Source organism: Microbacterium sp. AISO3, assembly GCF_002204305.1.
Classification (GTDB): Bacteria; Actinomycetota; Actinomycetes; order Actinomycetales; family Microbacteriaceae; genus Microbacterium; species Microbacterium arborescens.
The window spans coordinates 47,072-72,505 of record NZ_NHRF01000009.1; the positions used below are offsets into that span (position 1 = coordinate 47,072).

Genomic DNA, 25,434 nt, shown 5'->3' on the forward strand with positions numbered 1-25,434 from the left:
GCTTTCGGGACACGGGCGCTCTGATGTCTGCCGGAGTCGGCAGCGGGGCGGTCGGGTTTGCCGCCGCCACCCCAGAATGAGCGCATGATCCGTGATCTCGACCGCCTCCTCGCCCCGCCGACGCCCACCGCCGCGCTCGCCCTCGAGGCGGTGAGCCGGTGGTCGTCGGCCGTGCTCGTCGACCACGGCATCCGGTCGTGGGCCTGGGCGCGGCTGCGCGCCGAAACGCTCGGGCTCGACCACGACCCCGAACTGCTGTTCGTCGCCGCGATGCTCCACGACCTCGGCGTGACACCCGCGTTCGACGCGCACGAGATGGCGTTCGAGTCGGCCGGCGGCGCGGCGGCGTGGCTCTTCGCGGCCGGTGCGGGGTGGCCCGCCGCGCGCCGCGAACGCGCGCGCGAGGTCATCGAGCGGCACATGTGGCTGAGCGTCGACCCGGCGCTCGACCCCGAGGGTCATCTGCTGGAGGTCGCGACGAGCCTCGACGTCTCGGGAGTCGCGCCGGAGCTATGGGATGCCGAGACCCTGCGGGCCGTCACGCGAAGGCATCCACGCCGGGACTTCGCCGCGCAGTTCGCGGGGTGCATCCACGCACAGGCGCGCCGCAAGCCCGGCACTCCTGCGGCCCGGCTCGACGCGTCACAGCGCATCGCCGAGGGCGGGCGGGTGTGGGACGACATCCTGGCATGACGAAGGGCGCCACCCTCGCGGAGTGGCGCCCTTCATTTCGGCGGAAGTGACAGGATTTGAACCTGCGAGGCGAGTTACCCCGCCTACATGGATTCCAGCCATGCTCCTTAGGCCGCTCGGACACACTTCCGTCGACGAGTTTATCAGTCCCCGGCGTGGACTCCCGCCGCGTCGGTCTCGGACCGCGGAGCTAGGCTCGTGGCGTGACTGATTCCTCTCTCGTCCTGGTCGCCAACGCGGGTGACAGCAGCATCAGCGTGTTCCGTCTCGATGGCGACGCCCTCGAACGGCTCTTCGTCGCCGACGGCCTCACCGGCACCGGCACCTTCGCGATCGACCGCGAGCGCGGCCTCGTCTACGCGGGAGTCAAGGGTGCGACCTCCGACGAGCCCGCGGCGATCGTCACGCTCTCCCTCGACCGCGCCACGGGCGAGCTCACCCCCCGCTCGCGCTTCGCGCTTCCGGACGGCTCGGTCAGCTACATCGCTCTCGCCCGCGGGGGCACGGCGCTCCTCGCCGCCTCGTACGGCGGCGACTACGGGTTCGTCGCCCCGATCTCCGACGGCGCGATCGGCGAGCCGACCGGCCGCGTCGAGTTCGCCAAGCTGCACTCGGTGCTGCCCTCCTCCGACGGGCGCTTCGCCTACTTCGTCTCACTCGGCGACGATCTCGTCGGACAGTTCGAGCTCGGCGACGACCTGACGCTGACTCCGGTCGGCCCGGGCACCGCCGCGGCGCCCGCCGGCAGCGGACCCCGCCACCTGGTGCTCAACAGCGCCGAGGACGCCGTCTACGTCATGACCGAGTACTCCGGCGAGGTGCTGCACTACGTGCGCGACGCGGCGACGGGCGGCCTGGAGCTGCGCTCCCGGGCCAACGCAGTCGACCCCGCAGCCGGACTCGTGCGTGGTGAGATCGGCGGCGACCCGGTCGCCAACCACGCCGTCTGGGGCGCCGACATCCACTTCGGCGCGGACGAGCGGTACCTCTGGATCTCGGAGCGTTCGACGAGCACGCTGGGCGCCGCGCCCGTCGCCGAGGACGGCACCGTGCAGGACGTCGGGTCCTTCATCCCCACCGAGCCGCAGCCGCGCGGCTTCGCCCTCTCACCCGCCGGCGACCGCCTGATCGCGGCGGGTGAGAAGTCGCGCACGGTCTCGCTCTACGCCGTCGACGGCGCCGAGCTGACGTTGCTCGAGCAGGCCGAGACCGGCGCGGGCGCGAACTGGGTCCGCTTCGCCTGACCCGCGGCGCCCCGGGTACCGTGGGTGAGGTGGCTCTCTCCTCTCGCACCGCTCCCCGTACCCCGCGCCCGAGCATCCAGCTCGAGGTCGTCGGAACCGAACGCCTCTCCGCGCACCTGGTGCGCGTGACCCTCGGCGGCGACGGCTTCGCGGGGTTCCAGAACCGGCCCGAGACCGACAAGTACGTCAAGCTGAAGTTCACGACTCCCGCTCGCGAATCCGCACCCGTCACGCGGACGTACACCGTCCGGCGGGTGGATGCCGTCGCCGGCACCCTCTCGATCGACTTCGTCGTGCACGGTGACGAGGGCCTCGCCGGGCCGTGGGCGGCGCGCGCGCAGGTCGGCGACCAGATCGAGCTGATGGGACCGGGCGGCGGCTACGCCCCGGATGCTGCCGCCGATTTCCATCTCTTCGCCGGAGACCTCTCGGCCGTTCCGGCGATCGCCGCCGCACTGGAGGCGCTGCCGTCGGATGCCGCCGGACACGCGTTCGTCGAGGTGGAATCCGACGACGCGATCCTGCCTCTCGACGCGCCTGCGGGTGTCGAGGTGGAGTGGGTCGTCGACCCTGCCCACGACCCCGAGGCTCTCGCCGCCGTCGTGCGGCAGTACGACTGGCCGGCGGGCGACGTTCAGGTCTTCGCGCACGGTGAGCGCGAGTCGATGAAGGCTCTGCGACGCGTGCTCTTCGACGAGCGCGGACTCGAGCGCGGCCGTGTCTCCCTGTCGGGCTACTGGGCCCGGGGCCGCAACGAGGACCGGTTCCAGGCGGAGAAGCGCGAGCCCATCGGCCAGATCCTCTGAGCCCGCCGTACCGAACGACTCGGTGCGTCCTTCATTCTGCGCTGTCGGAGAAGATGTCCTCGATCGCGCATCCGAACACCCGAGCGAGCCGGAACGCCAACGGGAGGGACGGATCGAAGCGCCCGCGTTCGATCGAGATGATCGTCTGACGCGAAACCCCGAGCTCATCGGCGAGACGCTGCTGCGACCACCCCCGGTCGCGTCGGCGCTCGGATACCGAGTTCTCCATGTTCAGCCGCGGCGCTGCTGCGCCAGGTAGCGCACCGCGACCGAGCCCATCGCGATCATCAGTACCGCTGACAGAGCGATAAGGGTCGGGACCTCGACGCGCGTGAACGCGAGGGTCGCCGTACCGAGCCCCACGATGAGGAGGGTGTCAGTGAGAGCGCCGCTCGTGGCCCGCTCGAACCACCGCGACTCGACCGACTGCTCGGGCTGCTCGGCGGCTCCTCGCAGAGTGGACCGGTCGACGACCGCCACCCAGGCGAAGCCGATGCACGGGGCGAGCGTGAGAGCGACGATCACGGCCGCTCCGACCACCGGCTGCGGTCCGCCGCCTCCCGTCGCGACCACGAACGCCGCGAGTGCCGATGACGCGAGCGCACCCGCTGGGATCGCGATCCACAGCGCGGAGAGCCGGCGATCGCCGAACCTCATGCGTCCCCAGCGGGGGCGCGTATCAGCGACGGACAGCGTGTTCCGGTTCTCTTTCATCATCTTCCCGACTGTCAAGTGAGCTTTACTGTTAACTAAACTTTACATAGTTTTCAGCCCCGAGGGAATGCCGGGGCCGCCACCGACCGTTGCCTTCCCCATGACAACTGTGGGAATCATCGGAGCAGGACACATCGGAAGCGCTCTCGCCGAGGGCCTGGTCGCACGCGGCTACGACGTCGTGATCGCCAACTCGCGCGGGCCGGAGACGCTCGGCGACCTCGTCGCGCGGCTCGGCGAGCGCGCACGGGCGGCGACCGCGCAGGAAGCGGCCGAGGCGGCGGATTGGGCCGTCGTGACGGTGCCGCTGAAGGCGCTCGAGGACGTCCCCGCCGAACCGCTCGCGGGCAAGATCGTGCTCGACACGAACAACTACTACTGGGAGCGCGACGGCCGCATCGCCGAGCTCGAGGAGAAGCTCACCACGACGTCCGAGATGGCGCAGCGTCATTTCGCCGAGTCGAAGGTCGTCAAGGCGTTCAACCACATCCCCGCCGCCGACATCAACACCGACGGCTCCCCCGCGGGAACCCCGGACCGGCGCGCGCTCGCGACGGCGAGCGACCACCCGGATGCCGTCGCCCACGTCACGGCGCTCTACGACGCGTTCGGCTTCGACACCGTCGACATCGGTTCGCTCGCTGAGAGCTGGCGCGTCGAGCGCGACCAGCCCGCTTACGTCGTGCGGCAGAACGCCGACGAGCTGCGCGCAAACCTCGCCCGCGCCCAGCGCTGAACGAAGCGCGGCAACGCCTCCGCGGGCCTGTTCGAGCGGGTCACCATCCCATCGAACCGGGAACCCCCTTGAACGGGCCTGCGAGGTTCGACGTCACCCAGCCGCCGTAGAACCCGCCGGGCTGTGGCACGACGACCTCGCCGTCGACCGTGCACCGGTCCATCCCGCCCGCGTAGACGGCCACGCGACCGACGAGCTCCTCATACCCCGGCGACGGGTTCGGATAACCCCACGCGGCGCGCTCGCGCACCGCCGTGCCGCGGACGACGTCGAAGTACTCGGCGGCACCCTTGAACTCGCAGAACGAGCTGCCGGCCGCAGGTATCAGCGAGCCGGGCACGAACGCCGCGGCCGGCAGGTAGTACACGGGCGGATGGCTCGTCTCGAGCACCCGCACGACGTCGTCGGTGTCGACGATCGTGACGGCGGCGAAATCGATCGTGACGCGCGCCTGGACGCGTTCGAGACGGGGCGGTCGCGGGTAGTCCCAGACGGACTCCTGTCCGGGACCGACGGGATCGGGGGTGGGGCGGCGCATGCCCGACAGGTTACGCGCGAGGAGCGACATCCCGGCTGCGAGGACGCCCATCGCCGCGCGACCGCAGCGAACGGATGCCGCGGGCGATGAGACGCCACCCGATGAGCAGGACGAGCAGCGTCAGCGTCGCGACGACCACGAACGGCAGTGCCGTCCCCTGGCCCGAGAGCGCGCGCAGCAGCATCCCGCCGACGACCGTGACCGCCCAGACGACCAGACCCGTCGGCACGATCCCGGTCGGCGATCGCCAGGCGCGCACGGCAACCCACGCCATCAGCAGGCCGGCGAGGAACGGCCACGAGGTGTGCCAGAGGCCCGCGAGCACATCGGAGTCATGGCTCGCCCGGCCGGTCGCCGCGAACGCCACCACGAGGACGGCATCGAGCAGGAAGGCGAGGACGGACGCACGGATCATCTCTCCATCCTCTCCCGCCACCACCGTGTCGGCCGTCCCCGATAGCGTGACGGGCGTGCGACTGCTCCTGCTCTCCCTGCATCCCGGCGCGCTGCGCCCGTTCCTCGACGACGGCGACCGCCCGGGCCCGATCGTGTACATCGACGACGCGCAGGCGGCGTTCCGCGACGCGCCCTTCGTCGCCGCCGAGCGCGAGGCGGTGCGCTCGTTCGGCCGCGACGTGATCGATGCGACGTTGCGAGACACCGCGCCCGAGGACGCGGACCGTCTGCTCTCGCGCGCGGGGGCGGTGTACGTCGCGGGCGGAAGCACCTTCGCGCTTCTCGAGGCCCTGCGACTCTCCGGCAACGACGACGTCCTCGTCGACCACGTCCGGCGCGGGCTCCCGTACATCGGACTCAGCGCCGGATCGATCGTCGCCGGACCCGACGTGACGCCCGCATCGCTGATGGACGATCCTGCCGACGGTCGCGCACTCGAGAACCACGACGGGCTCGGGCTGATCGACGCCACACCGATCCCGCACGCAGACGGACAGCTGCCGCAATACCCGCCCGAGCTGATCCGCCGAACCATCGACACGTACGGGTCGGACTTCGCGCTCCTCCCGCTGCGCGACGATCAGGCGCTGCTGGTCGAGGACGGCAGCGCCACGGTGATCGCCTCGCGCTGAATCCGTGCGTCCCATGCTTCGCCCAGCATCCGCTTCTTCCTAGACTCGGAAGGCGTCCGCCGCGCCTGCTCCGGACGAGAGAACAGATCCGAGGCCCATGTCTTCTCCCGATGCGACGGCGGCGACGGCCGCATTCCGCGCCGCCCGCGACTTCCTGCTCGACAACGCGCACTCACCCGAGGCGGCCCACGCCGGGTTCAGCTGGCCCGACGTCGGCGACCACTTCAACTGGGCCGTCGACTGGTTCGACGCCATCGCCTCGGGCAACGACCGCATCGCCCTGCACGTCGTCGACGAGGACGGCAGCGAGACGCGGGTCACGTACGACGAGATGCGTCGTCGCTCGAACCGCGTCGCCAACTGGCTCACCGGCCTCGGCGTCGGGCACGGAGATGCCGTCATGCTCATGCTCGGCAACCGTGTCGAGCTGTGGGAGGCGATGCTGGCGATCCTCAAGATCGGTGCCGTCATCCTGCCGACCTCGGTCGTGCTGGGCGCCGACGACCTCCTCGAGCGCGTCGAACGCGCCGACATCCGCGCCATCCTGGCCGACCCGGTCGACGCCGCCAAGTTCGACGGGATCGCGGGCGGCTTCGAGCGCGTCGTCGTGGGCGGCGAGCGTCCGGGATGGCACTCGTTCGCGGATGCGGCCGACGCCGACGACGCGGCACCCGGTGTCGTCGTGGCCTCCGATGATCCGGCCATCGTCTACTTCACCTCCGGCACCACGTCGCGGCCCAAGATGGTCGTGCACACGCACGTGAGCTATCCGGTGGGGCACCTCTCGACCACGTACTGGATCGGCGTGCGCCCCGGCGACGTGCACATGACGATCAGCGCTCCCGGGTGGGGAAAACACGCGTGGAGCCTGTTCTTCGCGCCGTGGATCGCCGAGGCGACGATCTTCGTCTACAACTACGCCCGGTTCGACGCCGCGCGCCTCGTCGAGCAGCTCGACCGCAACGCGGTCAACACCTTCTGCGCCCCGCCGACGGTCTGGCGCATGCTCATCCAGGCCGACCTCGAGAAGCGGCCCCGCGCACTGCGCGAGCTGCTCTCGGCCGGCGAGCCCCTCAACCCCGAGGTGATCGACACGATCCAGCGCTGGTGGGGGCTGCAGATCCGTGACGGGTACGGGCAGACCGAACTGACGGCGGTCATCGGCAACACGCCGGGCGTCGCCGTCAAGCCCGGCGCGATGGGCCGACCGCTCCCGGGCAACGACATCGTGCTGATCGACCCGCTCACCGGGCGCATCGGAGACGAGGGCGAGATCTGCCTGCCGACCGCGCCGATCCGTCCGCTCAATCTCATGCCCGGCTACCTCGGCGAGCCCGAGCGCACCGCCCGGGTCGACCACGACGGCTACTACCACACGAGCGATGTCGCCGTCCGGGATGCCGCCGGACAGCTCACGTTCGTCGGGCGCACCGACGATGTGTTCAAGGCCAGCGACTTCAAGGTGTCGCCGTTCGAGGTCGAGTCGATCCTGCTGACGCACCCGGCCGTGGCCGAGGCGGGCGTCGTCGGGGCGCCCGACGCCGTGCGTCTCAACATCGTCAAGGCGTACGTGTCGCTCGCGGCATCCTGGGAGGCGTCGGCCGAGACCGCGCGGGCGATCCTCGCGCACGCCCGCGAGCACATGCCTCCGTACATGCGGGTGCGCCGCGTGGAGTTCTTCGAGCTGCCGAAGACGATCTCGGGCAAGATCCGCCGGGTCGAGCTGCGCGAGCGCGAAGTGGCCGCCGCGCATGCCGGCGAGCGCGTGACGACCGAGTGGCGCGAGTCGGACTTCCCCGACCTCAAAGGCTGAGGCGCGGCTCGCCTGCCGCTCAGGCGAGCCATCCGCAACCCCTGGCATGCGCACAGGCGGCGGGAGAAGACTGAGGGTGTCCGGACAGCCTCAGCAGAAGGAGCCCTCGTGCCGCAGAACGTCGCCGAACAGATCGTCGCCCAGCTGATGGATGCGGGGGTGAAGCGGATCTACGGCATCGTCGGCGACTCGCTCAACCCGATCGTCGACGCGGTACGACGAACCGGAGGTGCGGCGTCGGGCGGGATCGACTGGATCCACGTCCGCCACGAGGAGGCCGCCGCGTTCGCCGCCGCCGCGGACGCCGAGCTCACGGGCGAGCTGGCGGTGTGCGCGGGCAGCTGCGGCCCCGGCAATCTGCATCTGATCAACGGCCTGTTCGATGCGCAGCGGTCGGGTGTGCCGGTGCTCGCGATCGCCAGCCACATCCCGAGCCTGCAGATCGGTTCGGGGTACTTCCAGGAGACGCATCCCGAGCGCCTCTTCACCGAGTGCAGCGACTACTGCGAGATGATCCTGACGCCCGAGCAGTCGCCGCGCGTCGTGAATTCCGCGATCCGTCACGCCACCGCGGGGTCGTCCGTCTCGGTGATCGTGCTGCCCGGCGATCTCGCCGAGCTGCACTCGACGGGCGAGTTCCCGCCGTTCGTCGCCGCTCGCCCCGGTCGCATCGCGCCCGACGAGCGGAGCGTCGCCGAGCTCGCCGCCGCCATCGACAAGGCCGAGAAGATCGCGATCTTCGCCGGCGAGGGCGTCCGCGACGCGCGCGAGGAGGTCATCGCGTTCGCCGAGCACCTGCAGGCGCCGATGGGGCACTCGCTGCGCGGCAAGCAGTGGATCCAGTACGACAACCGCTTCGACGTCGGCATGTCGGGCCTGCTCGGCTACGGCGCGATCGACCACGCGATGCACGAGGTCGATCTCCTCCTGATGGTCGGCACCGACTTCCCGTACGAGCAGTTCCTCCCCGACGGCGCCAAGACGGTCATCGCGCAGATCGACATCGACGCGCAGCGGCTCGGGCGCCGAGCGGGGGTCACGCATCCCGTCCACGGCGATGTCGGCCTCACCCTCGCGGCGCTGCGCGCACGGACCACCGCGAAGACTGACGACGCGTTCCTCCAGCACACGCTGAAGCGGTATCGGAAGGCGATGAAGGATTCGGTCGCGGCGTACACCGACTCGGATGCGCAGCCGATCCATCCCGAGCGTGCCATGTCGGTCATCGACCGGGTCGCGGCATCCGATGCGGTCTTCACCGCCGACACCGGCATGGGCAACGTCTGGCAGGCCCGCTACGTCACTCCCGGGCCCGAGCGGCGTCTGCTGGCGTCGTGGCGGCACGGGTCGATGGCCAACGCCCTCCCCCACGCCTTCGGCGCGCAGATGGCGTACCCCAATCGGCAGGTCATCGCGATCGCGGGAGACGGCGGACTCTCGATGCTGCTCGGTGAGCTCATCACGGTGGCCGCCTACGACCTGCCGCTGAACGTGTTCGTGTTCAACAACTCCACGCTCGGGATGGTCAAGGCCGAGATGCTCGTCGCCGGCTTCCCCGACTTCGGCGTCGACGTGCCGATGGTCGACTTCGCCGCCGTCGGGCGGGCGCTCGGGTTCCACGCGCAGCGGGTGACCGATCCGGCCGATCTCGAGGCGGCCGCCGCCGCGGCGCTCGCGCACCGGGGGCCGTCCATCGTCGACATCGTCACCGACCCCGATGCCCTCTCGATGCCGGCATCGATCACGGCGGAGCAGGTCGCGGGCTTCGGGATGTCGATGGCGAAGATGGTGCTCGGGGCGAAGGACTCCGGCGGCATCGGCGCGGTGCTCGAGACGGCGAAGTCGAACATCAAGCACATCCGGAGTCTCTGACACCCCGTCGGCCCGCATCCGGCGCGCCCGCGCCCGCCGATACATTCGTCGGACTCGCGGGGCTGGTGTGCCCTCGGCGCCCGCTCGAGACGACGCCAGCCCCGCCGGTCCGACGGGTGTATCGCCTCCATCACCGGATGGGTCAGGCGAGGAACTCCCACGGGTCGAACGACTCGATCGGGATGACGCGGACGCGCGGCAGCGGCGCATCGAATGCATGGACGTCGTACTCGAGGTCGAAGAATTCGACGCCCGGGATGGCCGTGAGCTCGCTGCTGCGGAACTCCGAGAACGCCAGCACGCCCACGCGACGACCGGGCCCGGTGAGCGCCGCCACCTCGCCGACGAAGTCGCGGTCGTGGCTGACGAGCACGACATCGTCCTCGCGTTCCTTCAGCGCCGCGAGCGTGCGCTGGATGGCGATGTCGACGACCTTCTCGTCGGCGTCGCCCGACAGCGGCACCGGCTTGTAGTCGAGGGCGAGCAGCGCCTGGACGAACGACATCGGCAGGTGGTTGCTGGCGTTGAGGAAGAACAGGCCGCGAGCGGGCTGCTGCCATTGATCGTCGACGAACTGCAGCAGGCGGTCCCAGCGGGGTCGTTCGTCCGGGAGCGGACGACGCCCGAGGATCGACTGACCGAGCGTCGCGTCGATGTTCTCGCCGTCGACGAGCAGCCACGTCACGCGTTCGGTCATGAGGTCCCCTGTCTGCGAATGTCTCCCGTGAACGCTATCAAGCCGGTTCAGTCCGCTGCCGCCAGGGGGACCCGCGTCAGGCGGTCGTCGCCGGCCGCCGCGTTCCCCCGGCCGTCGGTGTTGTTCGTGAGCAGCCAGAGCTCGTCACCCGCCACGACGGCATCGCGGACGCGGCCGAGCTCACCCTGCCAGAGCGCCACCGGCTCGCCGGTGAGAGCGCCTGCCTCGACGTCGATCTGCCATACGCGTTCGCCGCGCAGACCCGCGACGAAGAGGGTGTTCCCCCGCGCCGCGACGCCGCTCGGGCTCGCCTCCTCGGGCGTCCAGGTGATGAGGGGCGCGATGAAGCGCTCGTCGTCCGATGCGCCCTCGACGACCGGCCAGCCGTAGTTGCCGCCGGCTTCGATGCGGTTGATCTCGTCGAAGCGATCCTGTCCGAACTCGCTCGCCCACAGCGTGCCGTCCTGCGTCCACGCGAGACCCTGCACGTTGCGGTGGCCGAGGGAGTACACCTCCGACCCGGAAGGGTTGCCCGGGGCGGGCTCCCCTTCCGGCGTCAGCCGCAGGATCTTCCCCGCCAGCGAACCGGGCTCCTGCGCCGCCTCGGGCCGTCCGGCGTCTCCCGTGGCGACGTAGAGCATGCCGTCGGGCCCGAAGGCGATGCGCCCGCCGTTGTGGACGCGATCACGCGGGATGCCGTCGATCACGACCTCCGCACCGCCGAGCCGGCGGTTTCCCGCCTCACCGTCGAGCCCCACGCGCACGACGCGATTGTCATCGGCCGTCGTCACGTAGGCGTACAGCAGCGTGCGGTCCTCGTCCGCGTCCTCATGCACCGCGATGCCGAGGAGGCCGCCCTCGCCGACCGCGGCCGTGAGGTCGATCTCACCCACGACGCGCGCGAGCCCGTCCGCGTCGACCTCGAGGACAGCGCCGTCGTCGCGCTGGCTCACCAGCTGGGTCCCGTCGTCGAGGACGACGACCGACCACGGCACCTCCAGCTGAGTGACGACGTCGCGGGGCTCGCCCGCGGCGTGCCACCAGGCGACGGCATCCGCCTGTTCCGTCGGGGTCTCGCTCGGGGTCGGCGCGGTCGCGCCGCCGCTCGGGCGCGGTTCGGCCGCGCCGGTGCAGGCGGACAGCAGCAGCGTCGAGGCGAGGAGCGCCCCGGCCAGGGCCTTCGGCCCCCGAGGACGCGGATGGATGCCGTGGCTCGTCGAGCGCTTCATCGTTCCAGGCTACGGGCCGGCGAGGATGGCGGCGGCGTCCTGTGCCCACCCGAGCGCCGCTTCGGGGTGTGCGAGCGTCGTGGCGTCGTCGGCGCGCGCGAGCACCGTGATGACGACGGGCGCGCCGCCCTCCCGCTCGAGGTACCACGAGCCGGCGAGCACGCCGACCGAGCTCCCGCCCTTGAAGGCGACGTACGTCCACTCGTCCCCGAACGCGAGACCGGGATTGGCGGACAGGATCTCGCGCACCGGCTCCCCCGCCGGCGTCTGCGCCCGGTCCTGCAGCGCAACGTGTGCGGCCGCGAGATCATCGGGCGCCGCGAACCAGTCGATCCCGTCGGGCCAGCCCGGCTGCGCAGCGGAGGCGGTCGCGACATCGGGGACGCCGGCGGGCAGCCGCTCCAGCACCGAGCGACGGGCATCGGGGTCGCCCGCAGCGGTCCACAGCGCCCGCAGATCGGCGTCGCCGAAGAGGAGCCAGAAGAACTCGCGCGTCGTGGCGAACGGGAGGTTCGCCTCGAGGTCGGAGTGCCCCATCGAAACCATCGCCGCTTCGACCGCATCACGACCGACGGCGCGGGTGAGCATGTCGGTGGCGGTGTTGTCGCTGATGGCGATCATCTTGTCGGCGGCCTCCCGCACGGTCACCTTCGTGCCGTCGGGACGGTCCTGCAGCTCACCGCTGGGGAGACTGCGCACCGCGGCGTCGACGACCAGCTCGTCGTCCCAGGCGAGCCGTCCGGCCGCGACGGCGTCGACGACGGCGCCGAGCACCCACAGCTTGAAGATGGAGCCGATGGGTCCGGCGGCCTGGTCACCGCCCTCGTAGAGCACCTCGCCCCCGACCTCCCGGACCTGCACGCCTGCGGTGAAGGCGGCGTCGTCGATCTGCCGGGTGAGCTCGTCCCAGGACGCCGCGGGCGTGCGCTCAGGCTGCGGCGGGCTGAACAGGAGCATCTGGATGCGAGCGTCGGGGGTGACCGAGATCGACATGTCGTAGGTCACCTGAGCGGACTCGATGGTCACGCGGGCCTGGGTCTCGACGCCGTCGTACCCGACCGCCGTCCACGGGGCCGCGGCCTGCATCTGCGCGAACACGTCCTGCAGCTGCGCGGGTGGGAGCTGCTCCAGAGCGGCGGCGTCGAAGTGCGTCTCGATGTCTTCGATGTCGGTGGCCGCGTCGGCGTTGATCTCGTCCATCACCCAGCGGACCTGGTCGCCGACCGGTGTGCCGGGGATCTCGACGGGTGCGGCCGGCGAGGCGGGCGTCCCCTCCGGCGCGGGCTCGGCAGAGCAGGAGGCGAGCGCTGCGGCGGTCGCCGCCGCGACGGCGACGGCGACCGGTCCGCGTCGGCGGGAGCGGGTGGATGGACGAGCAACATGCGTATCGATGGGGAGACTCACCTATCCAGCTTCTCGACGCACGGGTGTCACCGCCTCCCCCTGCGGGAGGAGATCGTGGCCACCCGAACCGGCTCGGCCCTGCGGGTAGCGTGAAAGGGTGGACCCGATCGTCGCGACCTTCCTGATCCTCGCCGCAGCGATCATCGCGTTCCTGTCGGCGCGGGTGCCGCTCGAGGTCGTGGCCGTGGGTGTCGCGCTCGGGCTGTGGGCCACGGGGGTGCTCACCCTCCCCCAGGCGTTCGCCGGTTTCGGCGATCCCACGGTGCTGTTCATCGCGAGCCTGTTCATCGTCGCGACGGCCCTCGAGACGAGCGGCGTCACCCGGATGGTCGGTGCCGTGATCCTCGCGCGCGCCGGTACGCGGCGTGGCCGCATCCTGATATGGGTCGGCGGCATCGTCGCGATCCTCACCGCGCTGATCAGCATCAACGGCGCCGTCGCCGCGCTCATCCCCGTCGCCGCCGTGATCGCCCGGCGGTCGGGCCTGTCGCCGTCGCAGCTCATGCTGCCGATGGCCTTCATCGCGTCGTCTGCGTCGCTGCTCACCCTGACCGGAACACCCGTCAACGTCGTGGTGTCCGAGCTCGCGGCCGAGGCGGGCCGCCCGTTCGGCTTCTTCGAGTTCGCGCTCGTCGGGCTCCCGCTCGTCGCGGCCACGATCGCGATCGTCGTGCTGCTCGGCCCGCGGCTGCTGCCGCATCACGGACCGGACCCCGCCCCCGAACATCACACGGAGCGCGAGGCCGAGACTCTTTCGCTCGTCCCCGAGGCCGTGCGCACGGGGGCTGTGCGCACGCAGCGGCGCAGTCGCCTGCACCGCGGCTCGCGGCGCACGCTCGCCGTCACAGCCGTGATGGTCGCGCTGCTGGCCACGGGCGCGACCCCGCCCGCGGTCGCCGGCCTCCTCGCCGCCGGCTCCCTCATCGTGCTGCGGGTCGTGAAGCTGCCCGACCTCTATCACGGCGTCTCGTGGACGACCCTCGTCCTCATCGCGGGCATGATCCCCCTGTCCGTGGCGTTCCTCGAGACCGGCGCGGCCGACGTCGTGGCCGACGCCCTGCTCGCCGTCGTCGGCCAGGCCGACCCGCACCTGGCGCTCATCGTGGTCTGCGTCGTGGTCGTCGTGCTCGGACAGTTCATCTCGAACGTCGCCACCGTCCTGATCGTCGCGCCGGTCGCGACCTCGATCGCGCTCACCCTCGATGTCAGCGCGCTCCCGTTCCTCATGGCACTGACGGTCGCGGGGGCGTCGTCGTTCCTCACCCCGGTCGCCACTCCCGTCAACCTCATGGTGATGGCGCCGGGCGGGTACCGGTTCGGCGACTACTGGCGGCTCGGGCTGCCGCTCACCGTCCTGTTCCTCCTCGCGGCGGTGTTCTACGTCCCACTCATCTGGCGGTTCTGAGCGCGGGGCGGCCGTGGTCAGGACGGCGGCAGGACCAGCTCCCTGCCGGTGTCCCAGTCCTCGGTCCAGCCGAGCTCGGTGAACAGGCCGTCCAGGAGCATCGCGGTGAAGCCCCACACGAGGAACTCTCCGACATCGTGGCGGACGACGAAGCCCGGTCCCCGCCATTCGGCGCCGTCTCGGCGCAGGACCGTGACGCCGCGGTTCGCCGGCGCGAGCAGATCGGCGACCGGGGCGCGGAACACGGCCGCGGATTCCGCCACATCGACCACGCGCACGGGTGACGGACGACGCCACCAGGCCAGGACGGGCGTCACGAGGTGGTGGGAGTACTCCAGCGGAACCGGCGGAAGGGCGCCGAGCACCTCGACCCCGTCGGTGTCGATGCCGGTCTCCTCGCGCGCCTCCCGCAGCGCCGCCGCAACCGTGTCGGCGTCACCGGGGTCCACCCGGCCGCCCGGCAGAGCCACCTGCCCGGGATGCGATCGGAGCGTCGCCGCGCGGGCGAGGAGCAGGACATCGAGATCGCGCGAGACAGCGGCATCGGGCGCATGATCGCTCGGATGGTCATCGAGCATGCCGAAGAGCACGAGCACGGCGGCGGCGCGTGCGCCGGGCGCGGCCGGGGTCCCCGTCACCCGGCCCGCACCGAACCCGGCCCGTCCGGCACGCGCGGCGAGCGCGGCGAGCTGTTCGCGCGCGCCCGTTCCCGGCGTCTCGAGGGGCATTCCTCCAGGCTACCCAGCCCTCAGTCGCGGCGGCCGAACACGCCGCCGAGCAGGACGTGCAGCAGCGGCAGTGCCGAGAGCCCCATGAGCACCGTGCCCGCCGTCTCGTCGTCGGGACGCATCAGGACTCCCGCCACGAGCAGACCGGCGAAGAGGATTCCCGAGACGGCGCGCCGTCCGAGCCGTTCCAGGCGCGACATCCGCCGTTCGAGCCGCCCGCTGTCGAAGCCGAGGTTGCCGTCTTCGAGATGCGTGATGAGGCCGTCGAGCCGCTGCGGGAGGCGCATCGTGATATCGGCGAACGCCATCGCGCGTCGCGCGGCGTCGCGCATGAGATCGCCGCGTTCCTCGCGGAGCAGCCGAGCCGCGTAGGGCTCCACCGCGTCCCAGAGGTTGAACGCGGGATCGATCGAGGTGCACACGCCCGACGTGAGCGAGGCCGCCCGGATGACGAGCAGGAAGTTCTCGGGCAGCTGGAACGGCAGCGCACGGGCGAGCTCGCCGAACTCCCCCGCGAAGTCGCGGAACTCCCGCGGGTCGACCTGCTTCAGCTCGGCGAATCCCATGCCTCCGAAGCGCGCGAACAGCTGGGTCATCGCGCGCTCGAGCTCGCGGACGTCGGCGGAGGGCAGCAGCGCGCCGACCTGCGACATCCCGGCGACGAGTCCGCGGCCGTCGCGGGCCGCGGCAGCGACGAGAACCGTGCGCAGCGCGTCGCGCGCCGAGGGTGAGATCTCGCCCATCATCCCGAAGTCGATGAACGTCAGCACCCAGTCCGGCTCGCCCTCGCGGCGCCGATCGGACGGCACCGGCGTGACGAAGACGTTGCCCGGGTGAGGGTCGGCGTGGAAGAAGCCGAAACCGAAGAACTGGTCGAACATCACGGAGGCGAACACGCTCGCCACCTCGTGAGGGTCGATGCCCGCGCGGCGAAGACCATCGACGTCGGTGACCTTGATCGCGGTGACGTCGGCGAGCGTCAGGACCCGCGCGGTCGACCGCTCCCACGCGATCTCGGGGACGGCGACTCGGGGGTTGCCGGCGAACTTCTCGCGGAAGCGCTCGGCGTTGGCCGCCTCGTGCCGATAGTCGATCTCCTCGAGGCTCGTGATGGCGAACTCCTCGACGAGAGCCGGCATGTCCGCTCGCCGCGAGACGATGCGGATGCGGCGCAGCCAGCGCGCGATACGGCGGAGCGCGGCGAGGTCGACGTCGACGATGGTCTGGATGCCGGGTCGCTGGACCTTCACGACGACGTCGGTGAAGCCGGCGTCGGCGGCCTGCTCGGCGGCGAGCCGGGCGCGATGGGCCTGACCGAGGGAGGCCGCGGCGACCGGCTGCTCGTCGAACGACGCGTAGGCGTCGCGCAGCGGCATCCCCAGCTCTGCTTCCGCCGCCGCGCGGATCTGGTCGAAGGGAACCGGGGGCACCTCGTCCTGCAGGCCGGCCAGTTCGGTCGTGATCTCCGGTGGCAGGACGTCGAGCCGGGATGACATGAACTGCCCGACCTTGATCATCAGCCCGCCGAGCTCGACGGCGAGCGCGTGGAAGCGGCGCGCGAGGCGGCGCAGACGGGCCGTTCGCCCCCGTTCGGAGAGCCGCTCGAGACCGAAGCGCGGCAGGACGATCTCGAACCACCACGTCTGCACGAGCGCCCGCGCGGCGAAGCGCAGGATGCGGCGATAACGCGCACGCGCGCGGGCATCACCCGGCACCGCGGGGGTGCCGGGTGATGCGACGCGATGCGGTTCGGCCGAGGCCACCCGCGTCAGGCCTGCGCGAGCAGGGCGTACAGCTTGCGGCGCGCGTCGTCGAGGATCTCCACGGCCTGCTGGACCTGCTCGGGCGAACCGCTGCGGCCGACCTGGGCGGCGGCCTGGGCGAGCTCGACGCCCGCCTTGGGCAGCGCGGTCACGCGGCTGTGGTCGCGGCTCGTGGACTCCCAAGGAGCGGACTTCTCGCCCGCCTCGCCCGCCGCCTCGCGGCCGGCCTCGGTGAGCGAGTAGGTCTTGCGTCCGTTGGACTCCTGGGCGCTGACGAGGCCCTCGTCGGCGAGCAGCTGGAGGGTGGGGTACACCGATCCCGCGCTGGGCTTCCACGACCCGCCGCTGCGCTCTTCGATCTCGTGGATGATCTGGTAGCCGTGCATGGGCTGCTCGGCGAGGAGGGCGAGCACGGCGGCACGGACGTCGCCGCGTCCGACCCGGGTGTTCACCTTCTGCTCGAAGGTCGACTTCAACTGGTCGAATGCCTCGAACACGTTGTTCCCGAGATCGGAGACGTTGAACCCGCCTCGTCCCCCAAAGATGTTGTCACGGCCGCCGAAACCGCCGGTGGGGAATGTTCCGCTCATGCTGACCTCCCGGTCGTCGATACGTTAGCGATACCTGACGATATATCGTTATCGCCCCCGGCGACAGGGCTCGCACCGAACACTCAGCCTTCACGCGGGGCGGCCGACGATGTCGTCCGCGTTCGCGGCGATCCACTCCATGAGCGGCATCATGCGCTCCATCAGCTCGACACCGCGTTCGGTCAGCGCGTACTCCACGCGAGGCGGCACCTCGGGGTAGGCGGTGCGGCTCACGATGCCGTCGGCCTCGAGCGTACGCAGTGTGGACGCGAGCATCTTCTCGCTGATGCCCGCCACGGAGCGCCGGAGCTCACCCCATCGGGCGGTGCCGTCGGTTAGTGCGAGCAGCACGAGCACGCCCCATTTGCTCATGACATGGTCGAGCACGACCCGCGTCGGGCAGTTCTCGGTGAAGACCTGATCGGAGGACGCCCGGATCTGCGCGAAACTCACTGCCATGTAGGTAGCTTACCGAAAAGTGGGTACCCATCTGACGGAATGCAAGGATGCCCGGCGGCGGTTGTCACCGGCAACACCCGACCGAAAGGACCACCGATGACCATCCTCATCACCGGAGCGAGCGGACAGCTCGGCCACCTCGTCGTCGACGCGCTGCTCGCCCGCGGCGTCTCCCCCGACACCGTCGTCGCCGGGGCTCGCGACCTCGCCAAGCTCGCCGACCTCGCCGACCGCGGTGTCACCACCGCCCGCGTCGACTACGACGACCCCGCCTCGCTGCGCGACGCGCTCGCGGGCGTCGACAGCGTGCTGCTGATCTCGGCGTCGGAGCCGGGCAAGCGGCTCGCGGGCCACAAGAACGTCATCGACGCGGCAGCGGCGGCAGGGGTGTCGAAGCTCGTCTACACCAGCGCCCCGAAGGCGACGACCTTCGAGTGGCCCTTGGGCGCCGAGCACAAGGCGACCGAGGAGGCGATCGCGGCGAGCGGCATTCCGGCTGTCGTGGTGCGCAACAACTGGTACATCGAGAACTACGTGCCCGACGTCCAGCGCGCCGCCGAGAGCGGTGTCATCGCGGCATCCGTCGGCGACGGGCTGATCGCACCGGCCTCGCGCGCCGACTTCGCCGAGGGCGCCGCCGTCGTGCTCATCGAGGACGGTCACCTCGGCAAGGTGTACGAGTTCGCGGGCGACACCCGCATCGGGTACGACGTCATCGCGGCCGCGGCATCCGAGGTGCTCGATCGCGATGTCGCCTACGCGCGCGTGTCGACGGAGGATCACATCGCGGCCCTCGAGAGCGCCGGTCTCGACGCCGGGACCGCCCAGTTCGTCGCGGGGATCGACACCGGCATCCGCGAGGGCGTTCTCGATGTGGACGACCACACCCTCTCGCGCCTCATCGGACGACCGACGACGTCGTTCGCGGACGGGCTTCGCGCCGCACTCGCCTGACCCGCAAGATGCCGACGCCCTCCGCCCCTCGGGGGCCGGGGCGCGTCGGCATCTGCTCCGCTCAGTTCAGAGGGCGCGTCGAGGGCGGGATGACACCGTTGGCGTAGAGCTGCTGGGCCACGTCCTGCAGCGCCGTGAGAGCGACCCGCTGGGTCGTCGGACCGTACGAGATGCGGGCGACGCCGAGATCCTCGTACTCCTTCGCGGTGAGCGCGCCGGGCAGCCCGATGACGCTGAGCTTGCGCTCTCCGAGCCCCTCGACGAGGCGCCGGGTGATGTCGGCGTCGAGGATCCCCGGGACGAAGACCAGATCGGCGCCGGCGTCGAGATACGCGCGACCGCGCTCGATGGCATCGGCGATCGATTCCTCGGTCGAACGGTCACCCGCGCGCACGAAGGCGTCGGTGCGGGCGTTGAGGGCGAACGGGACACCCTCGGCCTCCCCCGCCCGGACGATGGCCTCGACCGCGCGGACCGAGTCCGCGAGAGGCTGCAGGCGGTCTTCGACGTTGGCTCCCACGATGCCCACGCCGATGGCCCGGCGCGTCGTCTCACCGGGGTCGCCGAAGCCGGCGTCGAGGTCGGCCGACACCGGGACGTCGCCCGCTACCGAGACGATGCGGCCCACCATGTCCAGCACGATCTCGAGCGGGATGTCGGTGCCGTCCTCGTACCCGAACGACGCGGCGATCGAGTGACCGGCGGTGGCGATCGCGCGTGTCTCGGGCAGAGCCAGGATGGCTTCGGCCGACACCACGTCCCACACGTTCACCACCCGGAGGATCTCGGGCGCAGCATGGAGTGCGGACAGGGTCTGGGCTCGCTCAGCGGGGGTGCTCATGCCGATCACGCTAACCGCGCGCGGCGGGCACGGGGCACATGTTGCGCGATTCGACGACACGTGCCATCGGGCCGCGCCTCAGCCCTGGCGCCCTTTGAACCGCGGGTTGAGCTTGTTGATGACGTACACGCGGCCACGGCGACGCACGACCTGCGCGCCGGGCTGATTCTTCAGCGACTTGATGGATGCGCGAACCTTCACGACGACCTCCTATTGAGAACTCTTATCAACAACAAGGTACGGTGGAGGACCGATCGCCACAACTCGAGCCGGAGAGAACACCGTGACCACTCATCTCGCCGTCACCGGCGTCTGCAGCGCCGAACGCCGTCGTTACGCCCGTCTGTGCGTCATCGCCGGACGCCACCGCGCCCTCCGCGTCGTCGACCTCGCCAGCGACGCCGACCCGGTCCACGTCCACGCCACCGTCCACGGCATGCCCTCGCTCTGCGTGCTGGATGCCCGCCATGCGATCGACGACCTGCGCGACGAGGCACCGCTGCGTCGGGCCGTCCCGCACGGAGACGGGCGAGCAGACGTCGGAGCACGCGCGCGGCTGGCGGCGCAGCTGATCGAGGCGGCGAGCGCCGTCGTGATCGTCAACTGGGAGCGGATGCCGACGGCCGACCTGTCGATCCTCATGGCACTCGCGTCGCACCTGGCACCGACCGCCCGCATCCGACTCAGCCGCGGCGTCGTCGACGACCTCTCCGCACTGGGCTTCGGCACCGCCCTTCCGCTGCGCGACGCGGGCGATCGCGCCGGATGGACGCGTGCCCTCAACGGCGAGCACGATCCGTTCCTCACCGATCGGCGCGTTGCGACGATGCGCTACGAGCAGTTGCGCCCGTTCCACCCCGGCCGGCTCGTGCTGGCTCTCGATCTGCTCGATTCCGGCTCGTGCGGACTGGTCCTGCGGTCGGTCGGGGTCTGCCGTCTCGCGACGCGGCCGAATGTTCCCGCGCGGTGGGAGCAGGCCGGCTCGGCCATGTGGATCGACCCGATCGAGGCCGGCCACGGACTCGACGACGTCGGCCAGGACATCGCTCTGACCGGCATCGACCTCAACACCGTCGCCGTGCGGCACGTCCTGGATGCCGCCGTGCTCGACGACGCGGAGCTGTCGGCGGGTCCGACGGCCTGGCGACGGCTGTCCGACCCCCTGCCCGAATGGAACGTGGCGGTCGGGTCCGAAGACCCGACCGCCGACTGAGCCGCTGGGGTGCGGTTCAGATCCGTCCGCGGCGGTGCGCGCGCCGGCGGATCGCCGTGAGAAGCGCGCCGCCCGCGAGGAGCGCGAGAGCGATCCCGGTCACCGTCGCGGTCATCGAGGCCTCGCCGCCCGTCGCAGCGAGATCGCGCCGCGCGCCGGCCCCGGCCGCTGCGCCCGCTGCCTCGGGGGCGGCCGCGCCGGTGCCTCCGGACGGAGCACTGCCCGCACCCCCACCGGTGCCGCCGCCTGCTCCGCCTCCGGCGCCGGGGTCCGAGCCCCCGCCCGAGCCCTCGCCGGGGTTCTCGGGCTCGACGGCGGCGGTCACGGTGAACAGCGACACGCGCGAGTCGTCGACGGCGCCGAAGGGATCGCTCGTGCGGACGTACCATCCGCGCTCGCCCTCCTCCGCGAGCGGCCAGGCGGCCGAGAGGATCGAGCCGCTCGCGACATCCGAGAACGTCGCGATCTCCGTGCCGCCGAGGACCTCCGCCGAGAAGGCGTCGGTGCCGAGGGTGCGCGTGCCCGGCTCGATGCGCAGCTGATCGTACGTGAGCGCGAACTCCTGCTCCGAGTAGTCGCCTGCTCCCGCCGGGCCGAGGAGGCTCGGCTCGTCGGAGTTGTAGACGTCGAGTGACGGCGAGTAGGTGCGCACGAGCATCTGCCGCCCCTCGTTGTCGAAGTGCAGGAGGCGGAGGAAGCCGAGACCGCCCTCCGGGAGGCCCTGGTAGTCGAACAGCATCGAGTACACGGTGCGGTCCGAGACGCCGTCGCCGTCGTCGTCGAACGCGTCCTCGCGCAGGAATGCGTCGTGGTAGTGCCCGGAGAAGACCATGCGGACGTTCGGGTTGGTCGCGACGACCTCGTCCATGACCCGCTGCGGGATCGCACCGAGCCCGCCGGTGGTGAGGATGAACTCGTGCTGCGCGATGATCGCGACGCGATCGGGGTACTGCGCGAGCACCTCGTTCATCCACGCGATCGACTGATCGCCGGGGAGCCATCCGGTGTACAGCATCAGGAAGTCGATGCCGCCCGCCGAGATGAGGTCGTAGTGACCGCGGTTGTCCTCGAAGCTGCCGCCGTACCAGGGGTTGCCGGCGTAGCGGTCCTCGCCGAAGTACGCACCGTAGTTCGAGTAGTCCTCGAGGTGGTGTCCCACATCGTGGTTGCCGGCCAGGACGCCGTAGGGCAAGCCCGCCTCGTCGAGGCGGCGGTACTCGGGATCGGCCCGCTCCCACTGCTCCATCACGTCGTAATCGTCGATGATGTCGCCGGTGTGGAAGAGGTACTGCAGGTTCAGCTCGTCGCGCCGATCCAGCAGGTACGAGTGGATCGCCTGCTGGTGCCGGTATGGCTCGCCCGGGAGGGTGTTCTCGTTGTAGTACTGCGTGTCCGACTCCCACGCCAGGGTGAAGTCGTACTCGCTGCGCGGAACATCGGCGGCGTTGTGCGGTGCGACCGGAGTCGTCCGGTCCGAGCGGTCCGCGCCCGCGAAGCCTTCGGAGTGCTGCACGAGCATCCGCACCACCCGTCCCGCACCGTCCGAGGCGGCGAACGCGTAGTCGTCGACCGCGACGACGGCATCGAGCGAGAACGACTCGTCGTCGGCCGCGCTCACGTGGCGGTCGACCTCGTCCCACCCCGACCCGTCGGCTCGCTGGACGTAGAGGATGACGGTCGCTCCCGCGTCGACGTGACCCGACCAGGTCGAGCGGACGTCGGAACCGGCGTCGGCGTCGGTCACCGCGACGTCGAACGACTGGTACGGGAACGCCCGGTCGCTGGTGATCTCCTCCGAGAGGCCGTCGACGGCCGCGAGAGTGCGCAGCTCGTCGGTCGTCAGCTGTTCCGCCTCGGCGCGGTCGACGGCTCGTGCGTCCTGCACGGTGCCGGACTGCGCGCTGACGTCGCCGTCGGACAGATCGAGCCGGCGTCCCTCGAGGAAGCTCACGTCGAGGACGTCGCCCGTCGGATCCTCGACCTTCGCCTGCAGCGTCACGTCGCCCGCGGGCACCTCGGCCCCTTCGGCGGGCGCGAGAGCCCCGGCACTCGGCTGCTCGTCGTACGTCGTGAAGGTCGCCGTCCACGTGTCGGTGTTGCCGGCCTGATCGGTCGCGGTGATCTCGACGCGGTGCTCCCCCGCGGCCAGGTCGACAGACGAGGTCTCGTGAGGCAGGGCGATCTCAGCGCCGTCGAGCCGGGCGACGGTGCTCGCGACGCCCGATCCCGCGTCGACGATCTCGGCATCGATGACGATCGGTCCCTGATAGGCGGTGCCGTCGACGATCTGCGAGGTGACGACGGGAGCGGTGTTGTCGACCGTCACCGTCCGCGAGACGGTCGTCTCGCCGTCGGTGGCCGCCACCACGGCGGCACCGTCGGCGCCGGCGGTGGTGTCCCAGGAAGCCGAGAGCGCGGCGAACGCATCGTCGGGCAGCGCGAAGCGCGCCTCGTAGTAGTCGAGCTTCCCGGTGGCGGCTCCCGCCTCGGTGACGCTGTCGCCCATCCGCAGGACTGCGGCAGGATCGTCGTAGCCGAGGGGCGTGAGCGTCCGGCCGTCGGGGAGCACCAGGCGCAGGGCGCGGATCTCGAAGTCGTCGTTGTTCTCGGCGAGGTCGATCTCGGGCGCCTTCTTCGTACCCGCCCACACGCTCACGACGAGCTCGTCACCGCGGACGACGTACTCGAGCGGCACGGGCGTGACGATCGTCTCCCATCCCTGCGTGCCGATCTCGAAGATGTTGAGGACATCGTCACCGATGCGCACGCCGTTCTTGAAGTAGTAGTTGACGTTCGTCGTGTCGAAGACGAAACGCGGCTCGTCCTCGAGGGTGGGGGTGGTCTCCACGGCCGCGCCGTCGATCGTCAGCTCGATCGGGCTCGGGTACGCGTCGCCCCCGGCGACGATCTCCGTCGTTCCCGATACGAACCGCCCGTCCTCGAGATTGAGTCGGACCGGGTTGGTGTCGACCCCGGCCACAGGAACGCGACGAGTCTGCGTCGACGTGGTGTTCGTGCCGTCGCTCGCGGTGATCGTGTACTCGTACCAGCTCTTGCCGATGAGGTCGGCGGCGTTGACCACGAACGTCACCGATCCGTCGCCGGCGTCGAGGAGGTTGATGCGCGCCGGGGCGGGGTCGACGTCGTTGGCGAGCTGCAGTGTCACGGTCCGCGCCAGGACGTCATCGGTCACGGTCGCGGTGATGGCGAAGTCGGTGCCCGGCTGGATCTCGGCGGCGGTGCCGTCGACGATCGTCGGCGCCTGCGTGTCGGGCGCCACGATCATGAGCCCGCCGGGAACCTGGTCTGGCTGCACGGCACCCGGCGACGCCGGGGCGAGGTCGACGATCCGCTGCGTCGCGACATCCGCTCCGACGGTGTAACGGATCCCCTGGTCGGCGACGGTGTCATCGGCGCCGTCGAGGTTGTACAGCGCGGTGCTGACGTGACGGCCGCTGTTGGTCTCGATCGCGACGCCCCGAGGCGAGCCGTTCGCCATCCCGGCCGAGGAGATCTCGACGAGACTCTCCCCCGCGACGAGCCGCGAGCCGAAGTGGTCGTTGAAGTCGGCGGCGGTCAGGGCGTCGTTGGCGCCGTTCTTGATCCACAGCACGAGCGTCTCGCCGGCCGGGATCACGACGTCACCGGGAACGGCCGGCCAGACGCTCGACGAGCCCTCGACGGGGTAGAGGTAATCGATCGTGTAGTCGGAGAAGTCGATCGGATCACTGGAGGCGTTGTAGACCTCGATGAACTCGAAGGCGTCGGAGCCCGCGACGTTGGCCGAGTCGGGCAGCAGCTCGGTGATCTGCAGCGGTGCGGTGACGACGCTCGGGTCGGGCTTCGGGTCGAACCCCGGCTGTCCTCCCGGCTCCTCTCCCGCGGGCGGGGTGACGGCTTCGGGTGCGACGACGCCGGGCGTCGCCGCAGCCGGCTCGGCGAGGATGTCCGTGCCGCCGTCGACGCGCTCAGCGGGCAGACGGAAGTGCGCCGACTGTCCGGCGGCGGCCGCCGTGCGGCCGTAGGTCGACCAGCCCACGATCCCGTCGTTCTGCAGGATGCGGATGCCGCGCGGCGCGCCGTTGGCCATCCCGGCCTGCCCCGTCACGCGCACGACGGGGGTGCCGGCATCGGCGCCCCAGTGCGCGCGGAACTCGTCGATCGAGCGGGCGAAGGAGTCGACGCTCCCCGCGGTGTAGCTGAGCCAGAACACGACGGTCCCCCCGGCGGGGATCACGACCGGGTCGGCCACGGCGAGCGGAACGTCGCGGGAGCGGTCGGCACCGTCGACATACGTGTACGCGAACGAGACGCCCGCAGCCGCCAGGTCGACGTCGGCGGCACCGCGGTTGTGGACCTCGAAGAACTCGTAGTCGTCGACGCCGACGTTGTCGGGGGCGATCTCGGTCACGACGAGCGAGCCGGATGCCGCGTCGGCCGCTGTCGGCACGAGAGCGGTGGGAGCCGCGAGCGCGGGCGCTGCGAGCGCGAGCGAGAGGGCTCCCGCGGCGAGCGTCGCCGTCGTCGTCGCGATGGTGAGAAAACGGGCGCGTGGGCGCTCAGCGGGCATGACAAGCCACCTTCGGTGCAAGAGGGATGCCGCCGACGGTAGGGGCCGTGCGCGAGCACGAAGTGAACGCTCCCGTC

The 25,434-nt window shown here is 71.0% G+C and carries 24 protein-coding genes and 1 tRNA gene; 10 read left to right on the forward strand and 15 right to left on the reverse strand.

Annotated features, from left to right (window positions below):
- Positions 1-84 precede the first annotated feature (84 nt).
- The gene (locus CBF90_RS13140; protein ID WP_088380797.1) at positions 85-693 is read left to right on the forward strand and encodes a cyanamide hydratase; all 609 of its coding nucleotides are present in this window, start codon (positions 85-87) and stop codon (positions 691-693) included.
- Positions 694-734: 41 nt separating this feature from the next.
- Here the strand turns inward: CBF90_RS13140 and CBF90_RS13145 are convergent.
- Positions 735-823 (reverse strand) — tRNA-Ser (locus CBF90_RS13145).
- Positions 824-896: 73 nt separating this feature from the next.
- On the opposite strand from CBF90_RS13145, the gene CBF90_RS13150 reads away from it, so the two are divergent.
- Positions 897-1,937, forward strand: a complete 1,041-nt coding sequence (locus CBF90_RS13150) for a beta-propeller fold lactonase family protein (protein ID WP_088380798.1) — start codon at positions 897-899, stop codon at positions 1,935-1,937.
- A gap of 29 nt (positions 1,938-1,966) precedes the next feature.
- A complete protein-coding gene (locus tag CBF90_RS13155) occupies positions 1,967-2,743 on the forward strand; it encodes a siderophore-interacting protein (protein ID WP_088380799.1) in 777 nt (258 codons plus the stop codon).
- Between the two features lie 31 nt (positions 2,744-2,774).
- Here the strand turns inward: CBF90_RS13155 and CBF90_RS13160 are convergent, their stop codons facing one another.
- Positions 2,775-2,972 carry a helix-turn-helix transcriptional regulator gene (locus CBF90_RS13160; protein ID WP_088380800.1) on the reverse strand — a complete coding sequence of 66 codons (198 nt, stop codon included), beginning with the start codon at positions 2,970-2,972 and terminating at the stop codon, positions 2,775-2,777.
- Between the two features lie 2 nt (positions 2,973-2,974).
- Positions 2,975-3,460 (reverse strand): hypothetical protein, encoded by a 486-nt coding sequence (locus tag CBF90_RS13165; RefSeq protein WP_242435679.1) that lies wholly within the window; start codon positions 3,458-3,460, stop codon positions 2,975-2,977.
- Positions 3,461-3,557: 97 nt separating this feature from the next.
- On the opposite strand from CBF90_RS13165, the gene CBF90_RS13170 reads away from it, so the two are divergent.
- Entirely contained in the window at positions 3,558-4,193 is a 636-nt protein-coding gene (locus CBF90_RS13170; protein ID WP_088380802.1) for an NADPH-dependent F420 reductase, read from the forward strand.
- A 40-nt stretch (positions 4,194-4,233) separates the two neighbouring features.
- Here CBF90_RS13170 and CBF90_RS13175 read toward each other — a convergent pair whose 3' ends face one another.
- Both CBF90_RS13175 and CBF90_RS13180 read right to left on the reverse strand, forming a co-directional pair.
- Positions 4,234-4,731 carry a DUF427 domain-containing protein gene (locus CBF90_RS13175; RefSeq protein WP_036305025.1) on the reverse strand — a complete coding sequence of 166 codons (498 nt, stop codon included), beginning with the start codon at positions 4,729-4,731 and terminating at the stop codon, positions 4,234-4,236.
- Between the two features lie 10 nt (positions 4,732-4,741).
- Positions 4,742-5,146, reverse strand: coding sequence for a DUF3054 domain-containing protein (locus CBF90_RS13180; RefSeq protein ID WP_088380803.1), 405 nt, complete (start codon positions 5,144-5,146; stop codon positions 4,742-4,744).
- A gap of 55 nt (positions 5,147-5,201) precedes the next feature.
- On the opposite strand from CBF90_RS13180, the gene CBF90_RS13185 reads away from it, so the two are divergent.
- The 3 genes from CBF90_RS13185 to CBF90_RS13195 all read left to right on the forward strand — a co-directional run bounded on the left by CBF90_RS13185 (position 5,202) and on the right by CBF90_RS13195 (position 9,504).
- Positions 5,202-5,819, forward strand: a complete 618-nt coding sequence (locus tag CBF90_RS13185) for a Type 1 glutamine amidotransferase-like domain-containing protein (RefSeq protein WP_064956199.1) — start codon at positions 5,202-5,204, stop codon at positions 5,817-5,819.
- A 97-nt stretch (positions 5,820-5,916) separates the two neighbouring features.
- Positions 5,917-7,632: an AMP-binding protein gene (locus tag CBF90_RS13190; RefSeq protein ID WP_088380804.1), complete on the forward strand. Its 1,716-nt coding sequence runs from the start codon at positions 5,917-5,919 to the stop codon at positions 7,630-7,632.
- A 108-nt stretch (positions 7,633-7,740) separates the two neighbouring features.
- Positions 7,741-9,504, forward strand: a complete 1,764-nt coding sequence (locus CBF90_RS13195; RefSeq protein ID WP_088380805.1) for a pyruvate dehydrogenase — start codon at positions 7,741-7,743, stop codon at positions 9,502-9,504.
- Positions 9,505-9,646: 142 nt separating this feature from the next.
- On the opposite strand, the gene CBF90_RS13200 is transcribed toward CBF90_RS13195, so the two are convergent.
- Genes CBF90_RS13200 through CBF90_RS13210 form a run of 3 tightly spaced genes read right to left on the reverse strand, consistent with a single transcriptional unit; the run spans position 9,647 to position 12,834 of the window.
- Positions 9,647-10,201 (reverse strand): NYN domain-containing protein, encoded by a 555-nt coding sequence (locus CBF90_RS13200; protein WP_023951887.1) that lies wholly within the window; start codon positions 10,199-10,201, stop codon positions 9,647-9,649.
- A gap of 47 nt (positions 10,202-10,248) precedes the next feature.
- Positions 10,249-11,430 carry a sorbosone dehydrogenase family protein gene (locus tag CBF90_RS13205; RefSeq protein ID WP_083990573.1) on the reverse strand — a complete coding sequence of 394 codons (1,182 nt, stop codon included), beginning with the start codon at positions 11,428-11,430 and terminating at the stop codon, positions 10,249-10,251.
- Between the two features lie 9 nt (positions 11,431-11,439).
- Positions 11,440-12,834 (reverse strand): Cpe/LpqF family protein, encoded by a 1,395-nt coding sequence (locus tag CBF90_RS13210; protein WP_088380806.1) that lies wholly within the window; start codon positions 12,832-12,834, stop codon positions 11,440-11,442.
- A 97-nt stretch (positions 12,835-12,931) separates the two neighbouring features.
- Here CBF90_RS13210 and CBF90_RS13215 point away from each other — a divergent pair, with 97 nt between their 5' ends.
- On the forward strand, positions 12,932-14,239 hold the full coding sequence (locus tag CBF90_RS13215) for an SLC13 family permease (protein ID WP_088380807.1): 1,308 nt from the start codon (positions 12,932-12,934) through the stop codon (positions 14,237-14,239).
- 17 nt (positions 14,240-14,256) lie between these two features.
- Here CBF90_RS13215 and CBF90_RS13220 read toward each other — a convergent pair whose 3' ends face one another.
- The 4 genes from CBF90_RS13220 to CBF90_RS13235 form a co-directional block, all read right to left on the reverse strand.
- The gene (locus CBF90_RS13220; protein WP_088380808.1) at positions 14,257-14,967 is read right to left on the reverse strand and encodes a CoA pyrophosphatase; all 711 of its coding nucleotides are present in this window, start codon (positions 14,965-14,967) and stop codon (positions 14,257-14,259) included.
- 20 nt (positions 14,968-14,987) lie between these two features.
- Entirely contained in the window at positions 14,988-16,682 is a 1,695-nt protein-coding gene (locus tag CBF90_RS13225; protein ID WP_064956202.1) for an AarF/ABC1/UbiB kinase family protein, read from the reverse strand.
- A gap of 53 nt (positions 16,683-16,735) precedes the next feature.
- Positions 16,736-17,320 carry a PadR family transcriptional regulator gene (locus tag CBF90_RS13230; protein WP_023951899.1) on the reverse strand — a complete coding sequence of 195 codons (585 nt, stop codon included), beginning with the start codon at positions 17,318-17,320 and terminating at the stop codon, positions 16,736-16,738.
- Positions 17,321-17,410: 90 nt separating this feature from the next.
- On the reverse strand, positions 17,411-17,779 hold the full coding sequence (locus tag CBF90_RS13235) for a helix-turn-helix domain-containing protein (RefSeq protein WP_023951900.1): 369 nt from the start codon (positions 17,777-17,779) through the stop codon (positions 17,411-17,413).
- Positions 17,780-17,875: 96 nt separating this feature from the next.
- Between CBF90_RS13235 and CBF90_RS13240 the strand changes: the two genes are divergently transcribed.
- Positions 17,876-18,733, forward strand: coding sequence for an SDR family oxidoreductase (locus tag CBF90_RS13240; RefSeq protein ID WP_088380809.1), 858 nt, complete (start codon positions 17,876-17,878; stop codon positions 18,731-18,733).
- A gap of 61 nt (positions 18,734-18,794) precedes the next feature.
- Here CBF90_RS13240 and CBF90_RS13245 read toward each other — a convergent pair whose 3' ends face one another.
- Both CBF90_RS13245 and ykgO read right to left on the reverse strand, forming a co-directional pair.
- Positions 18,795-19,574, reverse strand: coding sequence for an isocitrate lyase/phosphoenolpyruvate mutase family protein (locus CBF90_RS13245; RefSeq protein WP_023951904.1), 780 nt, complete (start codon positions 19,572-19,574; stop codon positions 18,795-18,797).
- Between the two features lie 78 nt (positions 19,575-19,652).
- The gene (gene ykgO, locus CBF90_RS13250; RefSeq protein ID WP_023951906.1) at positions 19,653-19,775 is read right to left on the reverse strand and encodes a type B 50S ribosomal protein L36; all 123 of its coding nucleotides are present in this window, start codon (positions 19,773-19,775) and stop codon (positions 19,653-19,655) included.
- A gap of 82 nt (positions 19,776-19,857) precedes the next feature.
- Here ykgO and CBF90_RS13255 point away from each other — a divergent pair, with 82 nt between their 5' ends.
- Complete coding sequence (locus CBF90_RS13255) at positions 19,858-20,787, forward strand: GTP-binding protein (protein ID WP_088380810.1); 930 nt, start codon at positions 19,858-19,860, stop codon at positions 20,785-20,787.
- Positions 20,788-20,803: 16 nt separating this feature from the next.
- Here CBF90_RS13255 and CBF90_RS13260 read toward each other — a convergent pair whose 3' ends face one another.
- Positions 20,804-25,357, reverse strand: a complete 4,554-nt coding sequence (locus tag CBF90_RS13260; protein ID WP_088380811.1) for a lamin tail domain-containing protein — start codon at positions 25,355-25,357, stop codon at positions 20,804-20,806.
- Positions 25,358-25,434: the final 77 nt, after the last annotated feature.